Source organism: Streptomyces sp. NPDC041200, assembly GCF_055591805.1.
In genome coordinates this window covers 65,104-82,126 of record NZ_JBVIZF010000012.1, presented here as the reverse complement: position 1 = coordinate 82,126, position 17,023 = coordinate 65,104, and the positions used below count along the sequence as shown (strand labels likewise).

Annotated in this window: 15 protein-coding genes; 6 read left to right on the top strand and 9 right to left on the bottom strand. The window is 71.3% G+C overall.

Going from position 1 to position 17,023, the window contains the following annotated elements; translation table 11 throughout:
* The first annotated feature begins 61 nt into the window (after positions 1-61).
* The gene (locus ACZ6CL_RS25070) at positions 62-976 is read left to right on the top strand and encodes a LysR family transcriptional regulator (protein ID WP_468938973.1); all 915 of its coding nucleotides are present in this window, start codon (positions 62-64) and stop codon (positions 974-976) included.
* On the opposite strand, the gene ACZ6CL_RS25065 is transcribed toward ACZ6CL_RS25070, so the two are convergent.
* Positions 969-1,559, bottom strand: a complete 591-nt coding sequence (locus tag ACZ6CL_RS25065) for a YqgE/AlgH family protein (protein WP_398304505.1) — start codon at positions 1,557-1,559, stop codon at positions 969-971. The two genes, ACZ6CL_RS25070 and ACZ6CL_RS25065, sit on opposite strands and share 8 nt — an antisense overlap.
* A 240-nt stretch (positions 1,560-1,799) precedes the next feature.
* Between ACZ6CL_RS25065 and murA the strand changes: the two genes are divergently transcribed.
* Complete coding sequence (gene murA / locus ACZ6CL_RS25060) at positions 1,800-3,143, top strand: UDP-N-acetylglucosamine 1-carboxyvinyltransferase (protein ID WP_450878817.1); 1,344 nt, start codon at positions 1,800-1,802, stop codon at positions 3,141-3,143.
* A 177-nt stretch (positions 3,144-3,320) separates the two neighbouring features.
* On the opposite strand, the gene ACZ6CL_RS25055 is transcribed toward murA, so the two are convergent.
* The gene (locus ACZ6CL_RS25055) at positions 3,321-3,602 is read right to left on the bottom strand and encodes an HU family DNA-binding protein (protein WP_009717479.1); all 282 of its coding nucleotides are present in this window, start codon (positions 3,600-3,602) and stop codon (positions 3,321-3,323) included.
* A gap of 255 nt (positions 3,603-3,857) precedes the next feature.
* On the bottom strand, positions 3,858-5,279 hold the full coding sequence (locus ACZ6CL_RS25050; protein WP_468938967.1) for an NAD-dependent malic enzyme: 1,422 nt from the start codon (positions 5,277-5,279) through the stop codon (positions 3,858-3,860).
* A 282-nt stretch (positions 5,280-5,561) separates the two neighbouring features.
* On the opposite strand from ACZ6CL_RS25050, the gene ACZ6CL_RS25045 reads away from it, so the two are divergent.
* Positions 5,562-5,768: a cold-shock protein gene (locus ACZ6CL_RS25045; protein ID WP_009717477.1), complete on the top strand. Its 207-nt coding sequence runs from the start codon at positions 5,562-5,564 to the stop codon at positions 5,766-5,768.
* A gap of 241 nt (positions 5,769-6,009) precedes the next feature.
* Here ACZ6CL_RS25045 and ACZ6CL_RS25040 read toward each other — a convergent pair whose 3' ends face one another.
* From ACZ6CL_RS25040 to ACZ6CL_RS25015, 6 genes are all read right to left on the bottom strand, one after another.
* Complete coding sequence (locus tag ACZ6CL_RS25040) at positions 6,010-8,493, bottom strand: HelD family protein (RefSeq protein WP_468938965.1); 2,484 nt, start codon at positions 8,491-8,493, stop codon at positions 6,010-6,012.
* A gap of 76 nt (positions 8,494-8,569) precedes the next feature.
* Positions 8,570-9,340 (bottom strand): anti-sigma factor family protein, encoded by a 771-nt coding sequence (locus ACZ6CL_RS25035; protein ID WP_468938963.1) that lies wholly within the window; start codon positions 9,338-9,340, stop codon positions 8,570-8,572.
* Positions 9,337-9,825, bottom strand: coding sequence for a sigma-70 family RNA polymerase sigma factor (locus ACZ6CL_RS25030; RefSeq protein ID WP_468939316.1), 489 nt, complete (start codon positions 9,823-9,825; stop codon positions 9,337-9,339). Before ACZ6CL_RS25030 ends, ACZ6CL_RS25035 begins: the two co-directional genes overlap by 4 nt.
* 265 nt (positions 9,826-10,090) lie before the next feature.
* Entirely contained in the window at positions 10,091-10,708 is a 618-nt protein-coding gene (locus ACZ6CL_RS25025) for a CGNR zinc finger domain-containing protein (protein WP_468938961.1), read from the bottom strand.
* 183 nt (positions 10,709-10,891) lie between these two features.
* Positions 10,892-12,046: a uroporphyrinogen-III synthase gene (locus ACZ6CL_RS25020; protein ID WP_468938960.1), complete on the bottom strand. Its 1,155-nt coding sequence runs from the start codon at positions 12,044-12,046 to the stop codon at positions 10,892-10,894.
* 166 nt (positions 12,047-12,212) lie between these two features.
* The gene (locus ACZ6CL_RS25015) at positions 12,213-13,613 is read right to left on the bottom strand and encodes a nitrate/nitrite transporter (RefSeq protein ID WP_468938957.1); all 1,401 of its coding nucleotides are present in this window, start codon (positions 13,611-13,613) and stop codon (positions 12,213-12,215) included.
* Between the two features lie 369 nt (positions 13,614-13,982).
* On the opposite strand from ACZ6CL_RS25015, the gene ACZ6CL_RS25010 reads away from it, so the two are divergent.
* From ACZ6CL_RS25010 to ACZ6CL_RS25000, 3 genes are read left to right on the top strand one after another with little or no spacing between them, the layout of a single operon-like run.
* Positions 13,983-15,299: an ABC transporter substrate-binding protein gene (locus ACZ6CL_RS25010; protein ID WP_468938954.1), complete on the top strand. Its 1,317-nt coding sequence runs from the start codon at positions 13,983-13,985 to the stop codon at positions 15,297-15,299.
* Positions 15,296-16,192 carry a carbohydrate ABC transporter permease gene (locus ACZ6CL_RS25005; RefSeq protein ID WP_468938953.1) on the top strand — a complete coding sequence of 299 codons (897 nt, stop codon included), beginning with the start codon at positions 15,296-15,298 and terminating at the stop codon, positions 16,190-16,192. The genes ACZ6CL_RS25010 and ACZ6CL_RS25005 overlap by 4 nt, the downstream gene beginning before the upstream one ends.
* Complete coding sequence (locus ACZ6CL_RS25000; RefSeq protein WP_468938952.1) at positions 16,189-17,010, top strand: carbohydrate ABC transporter permease; 822 nt, start codon at positions 16,189-16,191, stop codon at positions 17,008-17,010. Before ACZ6CL_RS25005 ends, ACZ6CL_RS25000 begins: the two co-directional genes overlap by 4 nt.
* Positions 17,011-17,023: the final 13 nt, after the last annotated feature.

The window sequence follows — 17,023 nt, the reverse complement described above, 5'->3', positions numbered from 1 at the left end:
CGTAGGCACTCTCCGGATCGCCGGGGAAATGCCGCCCGGGACCGATCTATGCTCGATCGGCATGAGTGAACGGCACAGAGAACAGCACGGGGAACGGCACAGGGAACAGGACATCGACGCGCTGCGGCTGCGTCAGCTGCGCGCCTTCCTCGCGGTCGCCGAGGAGCGCAACTTCACCCACGCCGCCGACCGGCTCGGCATCGGCCAGCCCGCGCTGACCCGTACCGTCCGGGCGCTGGAGGAGGCCGTGGGCGCGCGGCTGCTGGAGCGCACCACCCGCCGCGTCACCCTCACCGAGGACGGCCGGGCGCTGCAGGCGGACCTCGGCCCGCTGCTGGCCCGGATGGACGACGCCCTGCGCGCGGTCGGCGGCCGGGCCGTGCTGCGGCTCGGTTTCACCTCGCTGCTGCCCGACCGCTGCGCCGCGCTCACCAGCACCTTCGAGGCCGCCACCGGCGCCGGGGTGCGGCTGGTGCGCCGTGACGCGCCGCTGGCCGGGCTGGCGGCCGGGGCGTGCGACGTCGCGGTCGTACGGGGCGAGGCGCCGCTCGGGGACGAGGTGCGCGCCCGGGTGCTGCTGCGCGAGGCGCGGGTGGCGGCGGTGGCGCGTACGGCGGCGGGCACGGCGCTGGACGCGGTCTCCCGCAGGCGGGTCCTGGACTGGGCCGAACTGGCGCGGTTCCCGCTGGTGGTGAACACCGTCAGCGGCACCACCCGGCCCGAGCTGTGGCCCGAGGACCACCGGCCGCAACTGGCGTGCACCGCGGACAATTTCGACGAGTGGCTGGAGTCGGTCGCGGCGGGCCATGGCATCGGCGTGGTGTCGGAGGCCGCGGCGCGGCGCCACAGCCACCCCGGCATCCGGTTCCTGCGGCTCAAGAACGCCCCGCCGGTCACCGTGCGGCTGGCCGTCCCGGCCCGTAGCCCGCACCCCCTGGCGGAGCGCTTCCTCGCGATGGCGACACCCCCTAGTTGAGTGAGGGGTCGTCCGGGTACGTCGCGACCATCGCCAGCTCGCTGCGCTGGCGGCGCAGCACCGCCCGCCACAGCCGCTCCGGGGAGGGCGACGACACGTCCCCCGGCTCCGACTCCACCACGTACCACGCGCCGTCCGACAGCTCGTCCTCCAGCTGCCCCGGGCCCCATCCCGCGTACCCCGCGAAGATCCGCAACGAGCCCACCGCGGCGGCCAGCAGCTCCGGCGGCGCCTCCAGGTCGACCAGGCCGATCGCCCCGTGCACCCTGCGCCAGCCGAGTGGCCCGGCGTCCTCGCCGCGCGCCGGGGACCGGCCCGACTCCCCCGGCACCACGGCCACGCCCAGCGCCGAGTCCAGTGACACCGGACCGCCCTGGAAGACCACCCCCGGCTCACCCGCCAGCTCGGCCCAGGACTCCAGGATGTCCCCGACGCCCACCGGGGTCGGACGGTTCAGGACCACGCCGAGGGAGCCCTCCTCGTCGTGATCGAGGAGCAGCACCACCGCGCGGTCGAAGTTCGGGTCAGCAAGCGCCGGTGTCGCGACAAGCAGCCGTCCTGTGAGGGAGGACACCTCGGTCATGGCCACATGATCCCGCATATCCGGTCCGGACGGGGAGTGGAAGACGAGACCCGAATGAGAGCAGGTCGGGGCGTACGACAGCAGGAGCGGCGCACGTGACGATCGGTTCTCGGACCGGAACGGAGTGTGGTACGACACATTCCGATCGGATTCATGCGTGCAACAGCCTTACGGAGGCGGCCTCACGGGCCATTAGTCTTGCCTTTTGCCCCCTTGCCCGTCACAGGAACGCGAGACCAGATGACCCGCTCGAACGATGTCCTGCTCGTCCACGGTGGCACCCCGCTGGAGGGCGAGATCAATGTCCGCGGCGCGAAGAACCTCGTGCCGAAGGCCATGGTCGCCGCCCTGCTCGGCAGCGGTCCGAGCCGGCTGCGCAACGTCCCCGACATCCGCGATGTGCGGGTGGTGCGCGGGCTGCTGCAGCTGCACGGCGTCACGGTGCGACCCGGTGACGAGTCCGGTGAACTGGTCATGGACCCCACGCATGTGGAGAGCGCCAATGTCGCCGACATCGACGCGCACGCCGGCTCCTCGCGCATCCCGATCCTCTTCTGCGGTCCGCTGCTGCACCGCATCGGCCACGCCTTCATCCCGGGCCTGGGCGGCTGCGACATCGGCGGCCGGCCGATCGACTTCCACTTCGACGTGCTGCGTCAGTTCGGCGCGACGATCGAGAAGCGCGCGGACGGCCAGTACCTGGAGGCTCCGCACCGGCTGCGGGGTACGAAGATCCGGCTGCCGTACCCGTCGGTGGGCTCCACCGAGCAGGTGCTGCTCACGGCGGTGCTCGCCGAGGGGGTGACGGAACTCTCCAACGCGGCCGTCGAACCGGAGATCGAGGACCTCATCTGCGTGCTGCAGAAGATGGGCGCCATCATCTCCATGGACACCGACCGGACGATCCGGATCACCGGTGTCGACAAACTGGACGGCTACAACCACCGCGCGCTCCCGGACCGCCTGGAGGCCGCCTCCTGGGCGAGCGCCGCCCTGGCGACCGAGGGCAGCGTCTACGTACGCGGCGCCCGCCAGCGCGAGATGATGACCTTCCTCAACACCTTCCGCAAGGTCGGTGGCGCCTTCGACATCGGCGACGAGGGCATACGGTTCTGGCACCCGGGCGGCAAGCTCAACGCGATCGCCCTGGAGACCGACGTCCACCCCGGCTTCCAGACCGACTGGCAGCAGCCGCTGGTGGTGGCGCTGACCCAGGCGTCGGGGCTGTCCATCGTCCACGAGACGGTGTACGAGTCGCGGCTGGGCTTCACCTCCGCGCTGAACCAGATGGGCGCGCACATCCAGCTCTACCGCGAGTGCCTGGGCGGCTCCGCGTGCCGCTTCGGCCAGCGGAACTTCCTCCACTCGGCGGTCGTGTCGGGCCCCACCCGGCTCCAGGGCTCCGACCTGGTCATTCCCGACCTGCGCGGCGGCTTCTCGTACCTGATCGCGGCCCTCGCCGCCCAGGGCACCTCCCGGGTCCACGGCATCGACCTGATCAACCGGGGCTACGAGAACTTCATGCACAAGCTCGTCGAGCTGGGCGCCAAGGTGGAGCTGCCGGGCGGCGCGGACGCCGTCTAGCGGGCTCTCCCGCCTCCGTGGCGGGCTCTCCCGCCTCCGTGGCGCGCCGCCCGGGCCCGCAGGCCCGTGAGCGGCCGCCACAGGCCGCAGAACGGGCCGTGAGAGACGGCGAAGGGCGGCCACCCGCACCGGGTGGCCGCCCTTGTGTGTGTCGCCAGGCGTGAGGCGCCAGGCGTCTTACTTGCCCTTGGCGGCTTCCTTCAGCTTGGAGCCCGCGGAGACCTTCACGCTGTAGCCGGCCGGGATCTCGATCGGCTCACCGGTCTGCGGGTTGCGCGCGGTGCGAGCGGCACGGTGGGTGCGCTCGAAGGTCAGGAAGCCGGGGATGGTGACCTTCTCGTCGCCCTTGGCGACGACCTCACCGGTCACCTCGGCCAGGGCCGCCAGAACGGCGTCGGCGTCCTTGCGGGTCACCTCGGCGCGCTCGGACAGAGCGGCCACCAGCTCACTGCGGTTCATGTTGTACTCCCGTGTTCATCTTGCCATTAGGCGTGAGATCGAAGCCGATGCTGCCAGGGCCCTCGGACAGTCCCCGGACCCGGGTCTGCAGTTCCAGACCCTCGCGCCCGGAACGCATCCTGCCCCCACCTGTGGCGGGAAAGCCAATCCGGAACCCCGGAGAGTCACACGAAATGCGCCGTGGCGGTCGTTTTTCTGCCCGCCACCCTATGGCGGCCCCAGGTAGCCCAAGGGCCGCGACGCGCCGTGCCAGGCTCAGACCGCGGTGGTCCCGGTCACAGGCTTCGCCGCTTCACGCACGGCTCCGGCGACCGCCCCGGCGACCTTGTCGTTGAAGACGCTCGGAATGATGTAGTTGGCATTCAGTTCGTCGTCGTGGACGACATCCGCGAGCGCTCCGGCCGCGGCCAGCATCATGTCGGTGTTCACCGTACGGGACTGGGCGTCCAGGAGGCCACGGAAGACACCCGGGAAGACCAGCACGTTGTTGATCTGGTTCGGGAAGTCGGAGCGGCCGGTGGCGACGACGGCGGCGGTCTGGCGGGCGATCGCCGGGTCCACCTCGGGGTCCGGGTTGGCCAGCGCGAAGACGATCGCGTCGTCCGCCATGGCGGCCACGTCCTCGCCGGAGAGCACGTTCGGGGCCGACACGCCGATGAAGACGTCCGCGTCCCGCACGGCCTCGCGCAGGGTGCCCGTGACGCCGTCCGGGTTGGTGTTGTCGGCGATCCAGCGCAGCGGGGAGTCCGGGTCGGCGGAGACCAGGTCCTCGCGGCCGGAGTGCACCACGCCGTGGATGTCGGCGACGACCGCGTGCTGGACGCCCGCGGCGTTCAGCAGCTTGAGGATCGCGGTGCCCGCCGCGCCCGCGCCGGACATCACCACCCGGACGTCCGCGATCTTCTTGTTGACGACCCGCAGCGCGTTGGTGAGCGCCGCGAGCACGACGATCGCCGTGCCGTGCTGGTCGTCGTGGAAGACCGGGATGTCCACGGCCTCGCGCAGCCGCGCCTCGATCTCGAAGCAGCGGGGGGCGGAGATGTCCTCCAGGTTGATGCCCGCGAAGCCGGGGGCGATGGCCTTGACGATCTCCACGATGGCGTCGCTGTCCTGGGTGTCCAGGCAGATCGGCCACGCGTCGATCCCGGCGAAGCGCTTGAACAGGGCCGCCTTGCCCTCCATGACCGGCAGCGCGGCCTTGGGGCCGATGTTGCCCAGCCCCAGCACCGCGGAGCCGTCGGTGACCACCGCGACGCTGTTGCGCTTGATGGTCAGGCGGCGGGCGTCCTCGGGGTTGTCCGCGATCGCCTGGCAGACCCGCGCCACGCCGGGCGTGTAGACCATGGAGAGGTCGTCACGGTTGCGGATGGGATGCTTCGACGACATCTCGATCTTGCCGCCGAGGTGCATCAGGAACGTACGGTCCGACACCTTGCCGAGCGAGATGCCCTCGATACCGCGCAGCTTCTCGACGATTTCGTCGGCGTGCGCGGTGGAGCTGGCCGCGATGGTGACGTCGATACGGAGCTTCTCGTGGCCGGAAGCGGTCACGTCGAGGCCGGTGACGGAGCCACCGGAGGACTCCACGGCCGTGGTCAGCTGGCTGACCGCGGTACCACTCGCGGGGACCTCCAGCCGGACCGTCATCGAGTACGAGACGCTGGGCGCCGTTGCCATGACCGTCTTCCTCTGCTTTCCCTTGTGCCAGGTTTCCGGGCCCGGACGACCGGGCCACGCCCTCGCATGGTTGCACCTACCTTCTGGTACGAGGTAACCCGGCCCGACTTTCGGACATATTGTTCTGACATACCAGGGTGGGGTCAGCCGAGTGGAAAGCCCCACTCCTTCGCGGGAACGCCGGGCGAGGCGGGCCGTTCCCGCAGCCCACGGCCCTAGGCTCTGGCGCGCACAGCGCCGAACGACGTCCACCGGCGTCGAGGAACACGAGGAGCAGCGGGCATGGCTCAGGGCACCGTCAAATGGTTCAACGCCGAGAAGGGCTACGGCTTCATCGCCCAGGAGGGCGGCGGGCCGGACGTCTTCGTCCACTACAGCTCGATCAACGGCAACGGCTACCGCAGCCTTGCGGACGACCAGCGGGTCGAATTCCAGATCGTGCAGGGCCGCAAGGGGCCACAAGCCGAAGAGGTCCGCGTCCTCGGGTGAGGACGCGGACCTCTCCGCTATGACGTTGTAGGTGGCACCGACCCGCCATGCTCGCCTCGCGGCAAGTGGTCGCTCGTAGCGACGATGGTTGGGCCCGGGGGCTTGGATCGAGCCGGTGCCACAGCAAGGCTAACAAACCATGCCCGGAAGCGATTCCCCGCCGGAGGGCCCGATTTCGCGCCGTCCCCCGGTCGGCCCCCGGCGGGCCCCGGCGGGCCCCCGGTCGGCCCCCGGTCAGCGCTCAGTCGGCCCTCAGCAGGTCCGGGACGCCGTCGCGGTCCGGGTCGTCGCGCTCGCCCGGGACGACCGTCAGCCGCTGGGTGGCCCGGGTGAGCGCCACGTACAGCACCCGCAGCCCGGCCGGTGACTCGTCGGCGATCTCGGCGGGCGAGACCACCACCGTCGCGTCGTACTCCAGCCCCTTGGCCTCCAGGCTGCCCAGCGCCACCACCCGGTCGCCGAGCCCGGCCAGCCAGCGGCGGGCCTGCTCGCGGCGGCCCATGGCGACGACGACGCCGACCGTGCCGTCCACCTCGTCCAGCAGCCGCGCCGCCTCGTGCCGGACGTGGCTTCCCAGGTCGCCGTCCGGGTGCTCGGGGAGCGGCGCGAACCTCGGTACGGCGCCGGTCGAGCGGACCGCGCGGGGCGCGGGGGTGCCGGGCATCGCGAGCGCCAGGACCTTGGCGGCCAGGTCGGCGATCTCCGCCGGGTTGCGGTAGTTGACCGTCAGGGTGAAGCGGCGGCGCGGACGGGTGCCCAGCGCCTCGTCGCGGGCCCCGGCCGCCTCGTCCGGGTCGGACCAGGAGGACTGGGCCGGGTCGCCCACCACCGTCCAGGTGGCGTGGCGGCCGCGCCGCCCCACCATCCGCCACTGCATGGGCGTCAGGTCCTGGGCCTCGTCGACGATGATGTGCGCGTAGTCCGCGCGCTCCTGCTCCGCGCGGCCTCGGCGGGGCGCGCTGCGATCGGCGAACGTGGTCAGCTCGTCCAGCCCGGTGAGCTGGTCCAGCGGATCGACCTCACGGGGCCTGGCCGGGCGGGCCGGGGCGCCCAGGATGGTGTGCAGCTCGTCCAGCAGCGCCACGTCGTGCACCGACAGCGGGCCCTGCCCGTCCGGGCCCAGCCGGTTCAGGGAGCGGGCCACCTGACGGGCCTCGCGCGGGTTCAGCACCCGCCGTGACCAGCGGCCCAGCCGCTTCTCGTCGGCCATCGCGGCGAGCACGGAGCGCGGGGTCAGCTCGGGCCACCAGGCGTCCAGGAAGTCGGTGAACGCGTCCTCGCCGGAGATGTCCTCGTCGAACCCCTCGCGCGCCTCGGCGGCCAGTTCCGGGTCCGTATAGCGCCGGGGGCCGCCCGTACGGGCCCACAGCGCGTCCAGCAGCAGGCGGCGGGCGCGCGGGCGCAGCAGGTTGACGGGGGCGGTGCCGCCCAGCGCGCTCTGCCGGATGCCGCGCAGCTCCTCGGCGTCCAGCTCGACGCGGGCGCCGAAGGCGACGACCCGCAGCCGCTCGGGCGGCCCGCCGGGTCTCTCGCCTCTGCCGGGCGCCCCGGCGGCGTCGGTCGCGTCAGCCGCTTCGTCGAGGGTGAGCTGGCCGCCTTCGTCGGCGGCGGGGGTGCGGGCCGGCAGCTCCAGGGCGCCGCGGGCCGCCTTGCGCAGGACCTTCATCATGCGCGAGGAGCCCTTGATCCGGGCCACGGCCGGGGTGTCGTACGTGGTGGCCTCGGCGCCCTCGACCAGGGAGCCGACCGCGCGGATCGCCACCTGGCCCTCCTCGCCCAGCGAGGGCAGCACGCCCTCGGTGTACGCGACGAGCAGCGGGGTGGGGCTGACGACCAGGATGCCGCCCGCGTACCGCCTGCGGTCCTGGTAGAGCAGGTACGCCGCGCGGTGCAGCGCGACCGCGGTCTTGCCGGTGCCGGGGCCGCCCTCCACCTCGGTGACGGAGGCGGCGGGAGCGCGGATCACCAGGTCCTGTTCGGCCTGGATGGAGGCGACGATGTCGCGCATGGTGTGGCCGCGGGCCTGGCCGAGCGCGGCCATCAGCGCGCCGTCGCCGACCACGGGCAGGACCTCGCCGCCGAGGGTCGCGGTCAGCTCGGGGCGCATCAGGTCGTCCTCGACGCCGAGCACCCGGCGCCCCTTGCTGCGGATCACGCGGCGGCGCACGACCCGGCCGGGGGCGACCGGGGTGGAGCGGTAGAAGGGGGCGGCGGCGGGCGCCCGCCAGTCGATCACCAGCGGGGAGTAATCGGCGTCCAGCACCCCGATGCGGCCGATGTGCAGGGTCTCCGCGATCTCCGCGCGGTCCCCCTCCCCGCCCTCCTCGCCCGGCCGGATGGCGTCGTCGGCGGGTTCCACGGAGGTGTACGCGCCGTCCGGGCCGCGCTCGCCGTCCTTGCCGAGGAGCAGATCGATGCGGCCGAAGAGGAAGTCCTCGAACTCGCTGTTCAGCCGGTTGAGGTGGACCCCGGCCCGGAACACCTGGGCGTCGCGCTCGGCGAGGGCGCCCGGAGTGCCGACCTGGCCGCGCTGGGCGGCGTCGTTCATGAGGAACTCCGCCTCGTGGATCTTCTCCTCGAGACGGCGGTACACGCGGTCCAGATGGGTCTGTTCGATCCGGATCTCACGGTCCCGGACCCCGTCCCCACCGTCACGCGGCGGGGCCGTCCGGCTTTCGTGCGTGACGTTCCGCGTGGCGTTCTGCGTGGCGTTATGCGCGGCCACCCAAGCCCCCTTCTGTGTACATAGGGCAGCCGTCAACCGTACACCTACCCGTGCGCGCCACTCAGATACTGACGACTCAGATGTTGACTTCGGCCAGCCGCTGGCCGTCGAGGGTGCGGACCTCGAAGCGGGCGATGTCGCTCGCGTTCATCGCGGCGCCGCCCTGCGCGTACAACGGCTCCTTGTTCCAGCGGGAGCCGTCGCCGTCCTTGATCCCGTAGCCCGCGCTGGGCACGGCCCAGGTCGTCACGGTCTCCTCGTGGCCGTCCTTGCCGATGGCGATCAGATCGCAGCTCTTGGGCCCCTTGAGGTTGCCCAGCTTGAGCGCGATGGAGGTGCCCCAGCCCTTCTCGGCGAGCGAGACCGAGGCGTCCACCTTGGTCTTCGGGTCCACAGAGCTGAACTTCTTGCCCTGGTCGTAGGCCGCCTGCGCCGGGCTGGCCGCGGCGACCGGGGGATTAGCGCCGCCGCCGTCGCCGGAGCCCGAATTGACCGCCGCGCCCGCGAGCGGGCCGCCGACGATCATGATGCCCGCCGCGGCGACGAGGAAGAGCCGCCTGCGGTTCTTCGTGCGGCGGCTGACCGTCACCTCGTCGAGCAGTCGGTCCAGCAGCTCGGGCCCGGGGCGGGCGGTGAGGGTGGCGGGGTCGCGGACGGCCGTGCCGTCCGCGTTGGTCGCGTAGTCCGACAGCAGTGGTGGGATGCCCATCAGCCCGTCCAGCTCTTCCGCACACCGCTCGCACCCGATCAGGTGCTCCTCGAAACGCGCCGCGTCGGGCGCGTCGAGGACGCCGAGCGCATAGGCGCCGACGGCGGTGTGCTGCTGGTCGTCCGCTGTCGGCATCATGCCGAGACCCCCCGTTCCTCAAGTGAGAGCTTGAGCGAACGCAGCGCGTAGTAAACCCGGGATCGTACGGTCCCGGGCGGCACGCGCAGCACTCCCGCAGCCTCACTCACCGTCCGTCCCTTGAAGTATGTCTCGACGAGGGCCTCTCTGTGCGCATCGGACAGGTCATTCAGGGCATCGGAAATGGTCATCTGACGGAGCGCCCGGTCGATGTCATCCGCTGCGGGCATGACATGCAGGGGGGCCGCGTCAACCTCATGGGGGCGGGCACGGCGGCTTCGGTGGCCGTCGATGACGATGCGGCGGGCCACGGTAACCAGCCACGGGCGTACGGAGTTTCCGCTGCGCTGCAGCTGGTCGGCGTTGCGCCAGGCCCGTAAAAGCGTCTCCTGAACCACGTCCTCGGCGCGGTGCCGGTCGCCTGCGACCAGGCGCAGGACGAAGGCAAGAAGCGGGCCCGCATGCTCCGCATAGAGCGCGCGCATCAGCGCGTCGTCCGGTGTCGTCCTCTCGGTCACGAGGGCATCTTTGCGTACGCAAGGCGCTGGGTCGAGGGGCGTACGGGCTGGAATGATCCGCCGTTCATTCACAACCCTGTGACATTCCTCCCACTTCTCCACTGAACATTTCCCTAGACCCGACACGTACTTGAGGCCGAGAACCCGGCGCCGGGCGGGCGTCGGCCACCATAAAGGGCTCCCTCCCCAAACACCGCCCCGCAGGCCCCGGTCCCCCCATCCGGGGCCTGCGTCATGTCTGAAACTCGTTCATGTTTTGCTCGTGCTTTGGGTTTAAACGGCGTCGGTGGCGCGCCACGCGCTCCCGGTTGCCGCACAACTCGCTGGAGCACCAGCGGCGTCGGCGGCCCCGAGAGGTGTCCAGGTACAGCAGCGAGCAGCTCTCCCCCTCGCAGCGCCGCAACTGCCCGCGCGCGACGGGGTCGGTGAGCAGGGCGACGGCGTCGCGGGCGATCTGGGCGAGCAGCGCCCCGCAGTCGGGGGTGGCGGCGAGCCGGGCGACGAGGGTGCCGTCGGTGGCGCGTACGGCCCGTACGGCGGGCGGGGCGGTGGCGGCGAGCGCGTTCACCCGCTCCAGGTCCGGGCCCGCGGCCCTGCCGTCCACCTCGGTGTGCACGATGCGGTGGAGGAGGTCGCGGGCGGCGCGGAAGCGGGTGAGCCAGGCCGTGTCGACGGCGTCGAGGGCCGTGCCGCGCGGGATGAGGCCGGTGCCGAGCAGCCAGGCCCGGAGGGGTTCGACGCCGTCGAGGCGTTCTACGGGGGTCTCGGTGAGGCGTCCGTCGACGGTGGCCACCAGGTCCAGGCTGATGCGACCGGAGTCGAACCGCAGGTCGAAGGCGTCCGCCGCCATGCTCCTGTCACCTCCAGGGGTTCCGGGCACCCTCCCAGAGTGCCCGCCCGGGCCGTGGCCCGGTACCCCGCCGCCGTGGTGGTGGAGGCTCTGCCCCCACACCCCCGCTCCTCAAACTCCCCCAGCTACCGCTGGGAGGTGCCCCCGAGCAGCTGGGTGTGTGACCTGGTTGCGCGGGTGCGGCTACTCGTCGGCGTACTTGGCGTCGGCCGCCGGGTCCAGCGCCAGCCGATAGCCCCGCTTCACCACCGTCTGGATCAGCTTGGGCGACCCCAGCGCCGTGCGCAGGCGAGCCATCGCCGTCTCCACGGCGTGCTCGTCGCTCCCCGTGCCCGGGAGCGCGCGGAGCAGGTCGGCGCGGCCGACGACCCAGCCCGGGTGGCGGGCCAGGGCCCGCAGCAGGGCCATCCCGGCAGGCGGCACGGTCCGCAGCTCGCCGTCCACGACCGCCGCGTGGCCACGGATCTCCAGCCGCTGCCCGGCGACGGGCAAGTGCCGGGTCCGGCCCGGGAGTTCGGCGGTCAGCAGCTGCACCAGGGGCCCGAGCCGGAAGCGTTCGGGCTGGCGGGTGGGGATGTCCAGGGCCTCCAGCGGCTGCGCGGTGACCGGCCCGACGCACGCGGCCAGCACATCCTGGCGCAGCGCGTCGAGCAACTTCCCCCGCAGCCCGCGCCGCTCGGCCCGGTCCAGCAGGCTCACGGCGGCCGGAGCGCTGGTGAAGGTCACGGCGTCCACGGCACGCGCGACCGTCGCGTCCAGCAGCCGGTCGACGGGCCCGATGTCCTCCGGCGGCATCCACCGGTACACCGGCACGCCCACCACCTCCGCGCCCCCGGCCCGCAGCGACTCGACGAAGCCGGGCAGCGGTTCGCCGTGCAGCTGGACGGCGATGCGGCGCCCGTCGACGCCCTCCTCCAGCAGCCGGTCGAGCACCTCGGCCATCGACTCGGAGGCCGGGGACCACTTCTCGGTGAGCCCCGCGGCCCGTACGGCACCCTTCACCTTGGGCCCGCGGGCCAGCAGTTCGACGTCGCGCAGCCGGTCCAGCAGGGCGTCGCCCAGCCCCCAGCCGTCGGCGGCCTCGACCCAGCCGCGGAAGCCGATGGCGGTGGTGGCGACCACCACATCGGGGGCGTGGTCGATCAACTGCTTGGTGGAGGTCAGCAGTTCGGCGTCGTCGGAGAGCGGCACGATCCGCAGCGCGGGCGCGTGCAGGACGGCCGCGCCGCGCCGCAGCAGCAGGGCGCCGAGTTCATCAGCACGGCGCGCGGCGGTGACGCCGACGGTGAACCCCGCGAGGGGGCCGACGGTCGGCGTCTGGTGGTGGTCTCGCTCCATGTGGCTCTGGCTCTCGTCCCGGTTCAGTGTCGTATGCGCGCCTTGAGGTGAGTCGTCATCTTGGCGCCGTCCCATGACGGACGCGGTTCACGGAGGTTTCCCGGGTGTAACGGGGCGTACGGTCACGGGCAACGCCTTACGACCGTACGCCCCCGCGAAGGATGGCTCACACATCCGCGTACGCGGGCTCCCGCGCCGTCCGCGCCTCCGGCGCACCCGCACCCGCACCCGCGGGCCGGGCGGCCGCCGGGGTGCGGCGGAGGTATACGGCCCAGGTCACGGCCGAGCACAGGGCATAGAAGGCGAGGAAGGAGACGAACGCCGGGGTGCCGGAGTGGGCACTGCCGAAGGACTGCCGGAAGGCCAGGTTGATGCCGATCCCGCCGAGCGCCCCGACCGCCCCGATCAGCCCCATCGCCGCCCCGGACAGCCGCCGCCCGTAGGCCGCGGCCTCCTCGCCGGTGAGCCCCTGAGCCACCGCCTTGGCCTGGAATATGCCGGGGATCATCTTGTACGTGGAGCCGTTGCCGAGCCCGCTGAGGACGAAGAGGGCGATGAAGCCGGTGAGGAAGACGGGCAGCGACCGCTGCGCGGAGGCGTAGACGACCACGAGCGTGGCGACCGCCATCCCGGCGAAGTTCCACAGCGTGATCCGGGCGCCGCCGTACGTGTCGGCCAGCCGCCCGCCGACGGGGCGGATGAGGGAGCCGAGCAGCGGGCCGATGAAGGTGAGCGAGGCGGCCTGCAGCGGGGTGCGGTCGAACTGGTTCTGCAGCACCAGACCGAAGGCGAAGCTGTAGCCGATGAACGAGCCGAAGGTGCCGACGTAGAGCAGCGACATGATCCACGTGTGGGCGTCCCGCGCCGCCTCCCGGGCCGCCCCGCCGTCGTTCTTCACCGGCGCCAGGTTGTCCATGAACAGCGCCGAGAGGACCGCCGCGACCACGATCAGCGGAATGTAGACGGCCAGCACGATCCGCGGGTGGGAGGCCCCGGCCGTGCCGATGACCAGCAGGCCGATCAGCTGGATGACCGGCACGCCGATGTTGCCGCCGCCCGCGTTGAGCCCGAGCGCCCAGCCCTTCTTGCGCAGCGGGTAGAAGGAGTTGATGTTGGTCATGGACGAGGCGAAGTTCCCGCCGCCGACCCCGGTGAGCGCCGCGACCACCATGAACGTCGTGTACGAGGTGCCGGGCTCCATCACCACGGCCGCCGCGGTCGCGGGCACCAGCAGCATCGCGGCGCTGATGATCGTCCAGTTGCGCCCGCCGAAGCGGGCCACGGCGAACGTGTACGGCACCCGGAGCACCCCGCCGACCAGGGTGGGCATCGCGACCAGGAAGAACTTCCCGGCCGGGTCGACCCCGTACTCCGGCCCCATGAACAGGACCATCACCGACCACAGGCTCCAGATGGAGAAGCCGATGTGCTCGGAGAGGATGGAGAAGACCAGGTTCCGCGTCGCGATCCGCTCTCCCTTCTCCCGCCAGAACGTCTCGTCCTCCGGATCCCACTCCTCGATCCAGCGGCCTCCCTTACGGGCGGCGGTGGTGGTCGGGGCAGTCATCACGCCTCCACAGTGCTCGGTGTCGCTGCCGACAGTAGGGACGGCGGATTACCGGGCTGTGCCGAGAGGTGACCGCCACGAAACCTTGCTCTCACCCGCGGGGGCGGGGTGCGGTGAGGCGCCTCTCGCCCGCATGGTCCGGGCGGCGGCTGTCCCGCGGGTCACGGCCTGGTGATCGGCCCCGCCTGACGTGCCGCCCGGCCGGGGCGACCGGTGGGCTTCCGCCCGTGCGCCTGATCCACGGGCTTCCCCAGCATTTTGTCAACGCCATTGACATACCTCTGCGCGCCCGCCTATACCTCTGCCCATCGAAGCGCTTCGACGAACGTTGCACGTGCACATTCCTCCCAACCCTCCCGGAGGCAGTGGATGTTGACGGCACGGAAACGGACGAGACGACGGACGACACGAGCGGTGGCCGGAATCGCGGCCGTGGTCGCGGGGGCCCTGGTCCTGGCGGGGTGCGGGGGCGGTGGGGATGAGGCCGGGGACGGCAAGACGCTCACGCTGTGGCATTACGAGGCGCCCAACGGCGCCATGGGCGCGGCCTGGAGCCAGGCGATCGAGGAGTTCAAGAAGAGCCATCCGGGCGTGACGGTGAAGTTCGAGGAGAAGGGCTTCGAACAGATCCAGAAGACCGCCTCGATGGTGCTGGGCTCGGACAGCGCACCCGATCTCATGGAGTACAACAAGGGCAACGCCACCACCGGCCTGCTCTCCAAGCAGGGGCTGCTCACCGATCTCTCCCCGGAGGTCACCAAGCGCGGCTGGGACAAGCCGCTGAGCGCCGGGGTGCGCACCACCAGCCGGTACGACGCGCGGGGCGTGATGGGCTCCGGCAAGTGGTTCGGGGTGCCGAACTACGCCGAGTACACGATGGTCTTCTACAACAAGACCCTCTTCGAGAAGCACAAGGTCAAGGTCCCGGCCACCTTCGCGGAGTTCACCGCCGCGCTGAAGGAGTTCAAGGACAAGGGCGTCACCCCGCTCGCCAGCGCGGGCGCCGAATACCCCGCCCAGCAGTACGTCTACCAGCTGGCCCTGTCCAAGGCGGACCGCGCCTGGGTGGACGCGTACGAGCAGTACAAGGGCGAGCCGGACTTCCACGACGCCGCCTGGACCTACGGCGCCACCACCTTCGCCGACTGGGTGAAGAAGGGCTACATCGCGAAGAGTTCGAGCGGCGCCAAGGCCGAGGACGCCGGCGCGGCGTTCATCGCGGGCAAGTACCCGATGTTCTTCTCCGGCAGCTGGTGGTTCGGCCGCTTCAAGTCGGAGATCAAGGACGAGTGGGGCACCTTCCCCTTCCCCGGCTCGAAGCTGACCCTCGGCTCCGGCGGCAATCTGTGGGTCGTCCCCAAGGGCGCGAAGAACAAGCAGCTCGCGTACGACTTCATCGACATCACGATGAAGAAGGGCATCCAGAACACCCTGGGCAACAAGGGCGGCGTGCCCGTGGCCGCCGATCCGGCCGCGATCACCGACCCCAAGGCCAAGAGCCTGATCGAGGACTTCACCGCCTACTCCGACCGCGGCGGCCTCGCCTTCTACCCGGACTGGCCGGTGCCCGGCTTCTACGACACCCTCGTCTCCGAGACGCAGAAGCTGATGACGGGCAGCGCGAAGCCCGACGCGTATCTGGACGCGCTGGAGAAGGCGTACGAGGCGGGCGCGCCGAAGGGATGAACCGGCCGCGCGAGTATCCGTACACGCTCTTCCTGATCCCCGGCGCGCTGGCCTTCCTCGCCGTCATCGTCGTGCCGTTCCTGATGAACACCGGGATCAGCTTCACCCACTGGCAGGGTGTCGGCACCCCCGAGTGGGCCGGGCTGGCCAACTACCGGGCCCTGCTGGACGACGAGGCCTTCTGGGAGTCCTTCCGGCACAGCCTCGCCATGGTGGTGGCGATGGCGGCGATCCCGACCGCGCTCGGCCTGGTGCTGGCGGCCGCGCTGTTCGACTTCGTCGGCAAGCACTTCGGCGCCCGCACCGCCAGCGTGCTGCGCGCCTGCTTCTACCTCCCGCAGGTGCTGCCGATCGCGGTGGCGGGCATCGTCTGGAGCTGGATCCTGGCCCCCGAGGACGGCGCCCTCAACGATGTGCTGAAGGCGGTCGGCCTCGGCTCGCTGCGCCACGACTGGCTGGGCGACCCGGACCTCGCGCTGTACAGCGTGATGGGCGTGATGGTCTGGGTCCAGCTGGGCTTTCCGCTGGTGGTGTTCATGGCCGGGCTGCAGCGCGTCGACCCGTCCCTGTACGAGGCGGCCGAGCTGGACGGCGCCTCGTGGTGGCGGCGGTTCTGGCATGTGACGCTGCCGCAGATCCGCCCGGAGATCTCCGTCGTGCTGCTGTGGTGCACGATCGCCGCGCTCAAGGTGTTCGGCGCGGTGTACGTGCTCACCAAGGGCGGCCCGGGCGGGGCGACCAATGTCCCCTCGTACTTCTCCTTCCAGTCGTTCTTCGAGAAGACGCAGGTCGGGTACGGCTCCGCGGTCTCGACCGTGCTCACCGTGATCATCCTGGCGCTGGCCCTGGTCGCCCTGAGCCTCCAGACGAGGGCGGAGGACCAGGAGCGATGAGGGCCCTCAGGCGATATCCGGTGCTGGCCGCGCTGATCGTGGCGGCCGTCCTCATGGTGCTGCCGTTCCTGGTGGTCGCCCTCAACGCGGTCAAGTCGCCCGCCGAGTACTCCGCGAACGGGCCGCTGAGCCTGCCGAAGGGGCTCTACCTGGACGGGATCACGGACTTCTGGGAGCGGGTCGACTTCGGTCAGAAGCTGATCAACTCCGTACTGATCTCGGGCTCGGTGGCGATCGGCGCCGCGGTGCTGTCCGTGCTCAACGCGTACGCGATCGGCATCGGCCGGGTGAAGGGCCGCCCCTGGGTGCTGGCCTTCTTCGTGCTGGCGAACATGCTGCCGCAGGAGGCGCTGGTCTATCCCGTCTACTACCTGTCGAAGGAGGCGGGGCTGTACGACACCCGGCTGAGCGTGATCCTCGTCTTCATCGTCATCCAGGCCGCGTTCGGCACGTATCTGCTCTCCTCCGTCCTCGGCGCCTTCCCCCGGGAGGTCATCGAGGCGGCCCGGATCGACGGGGCGAACAAGTGGCAGGTGCTGTGGCGGGTGGTGGTGCCGGTCAGCCGCCCGACCATCGGAGTGCTGCTGGTGTTCTTCTTCATCTGGACCTGGAACGAGTTCCTGCTGCCGCTGGTGATGCTGATCTCCAACGACAACCAGACGGTGTCGGTCGCCCTCGGCGTCCTCCAGGGCCAGCGGCTGATGGACGCCACCATGACCAACGCGGCCGCCCTGCTCGGCGTGATCCCCGCGGTCATCTTCTTCCTGATCTTCCAGCGGACCCTGACCCGGGGCATCGCCGCGGGCGCGGTCAAATGACTCACATAACGAG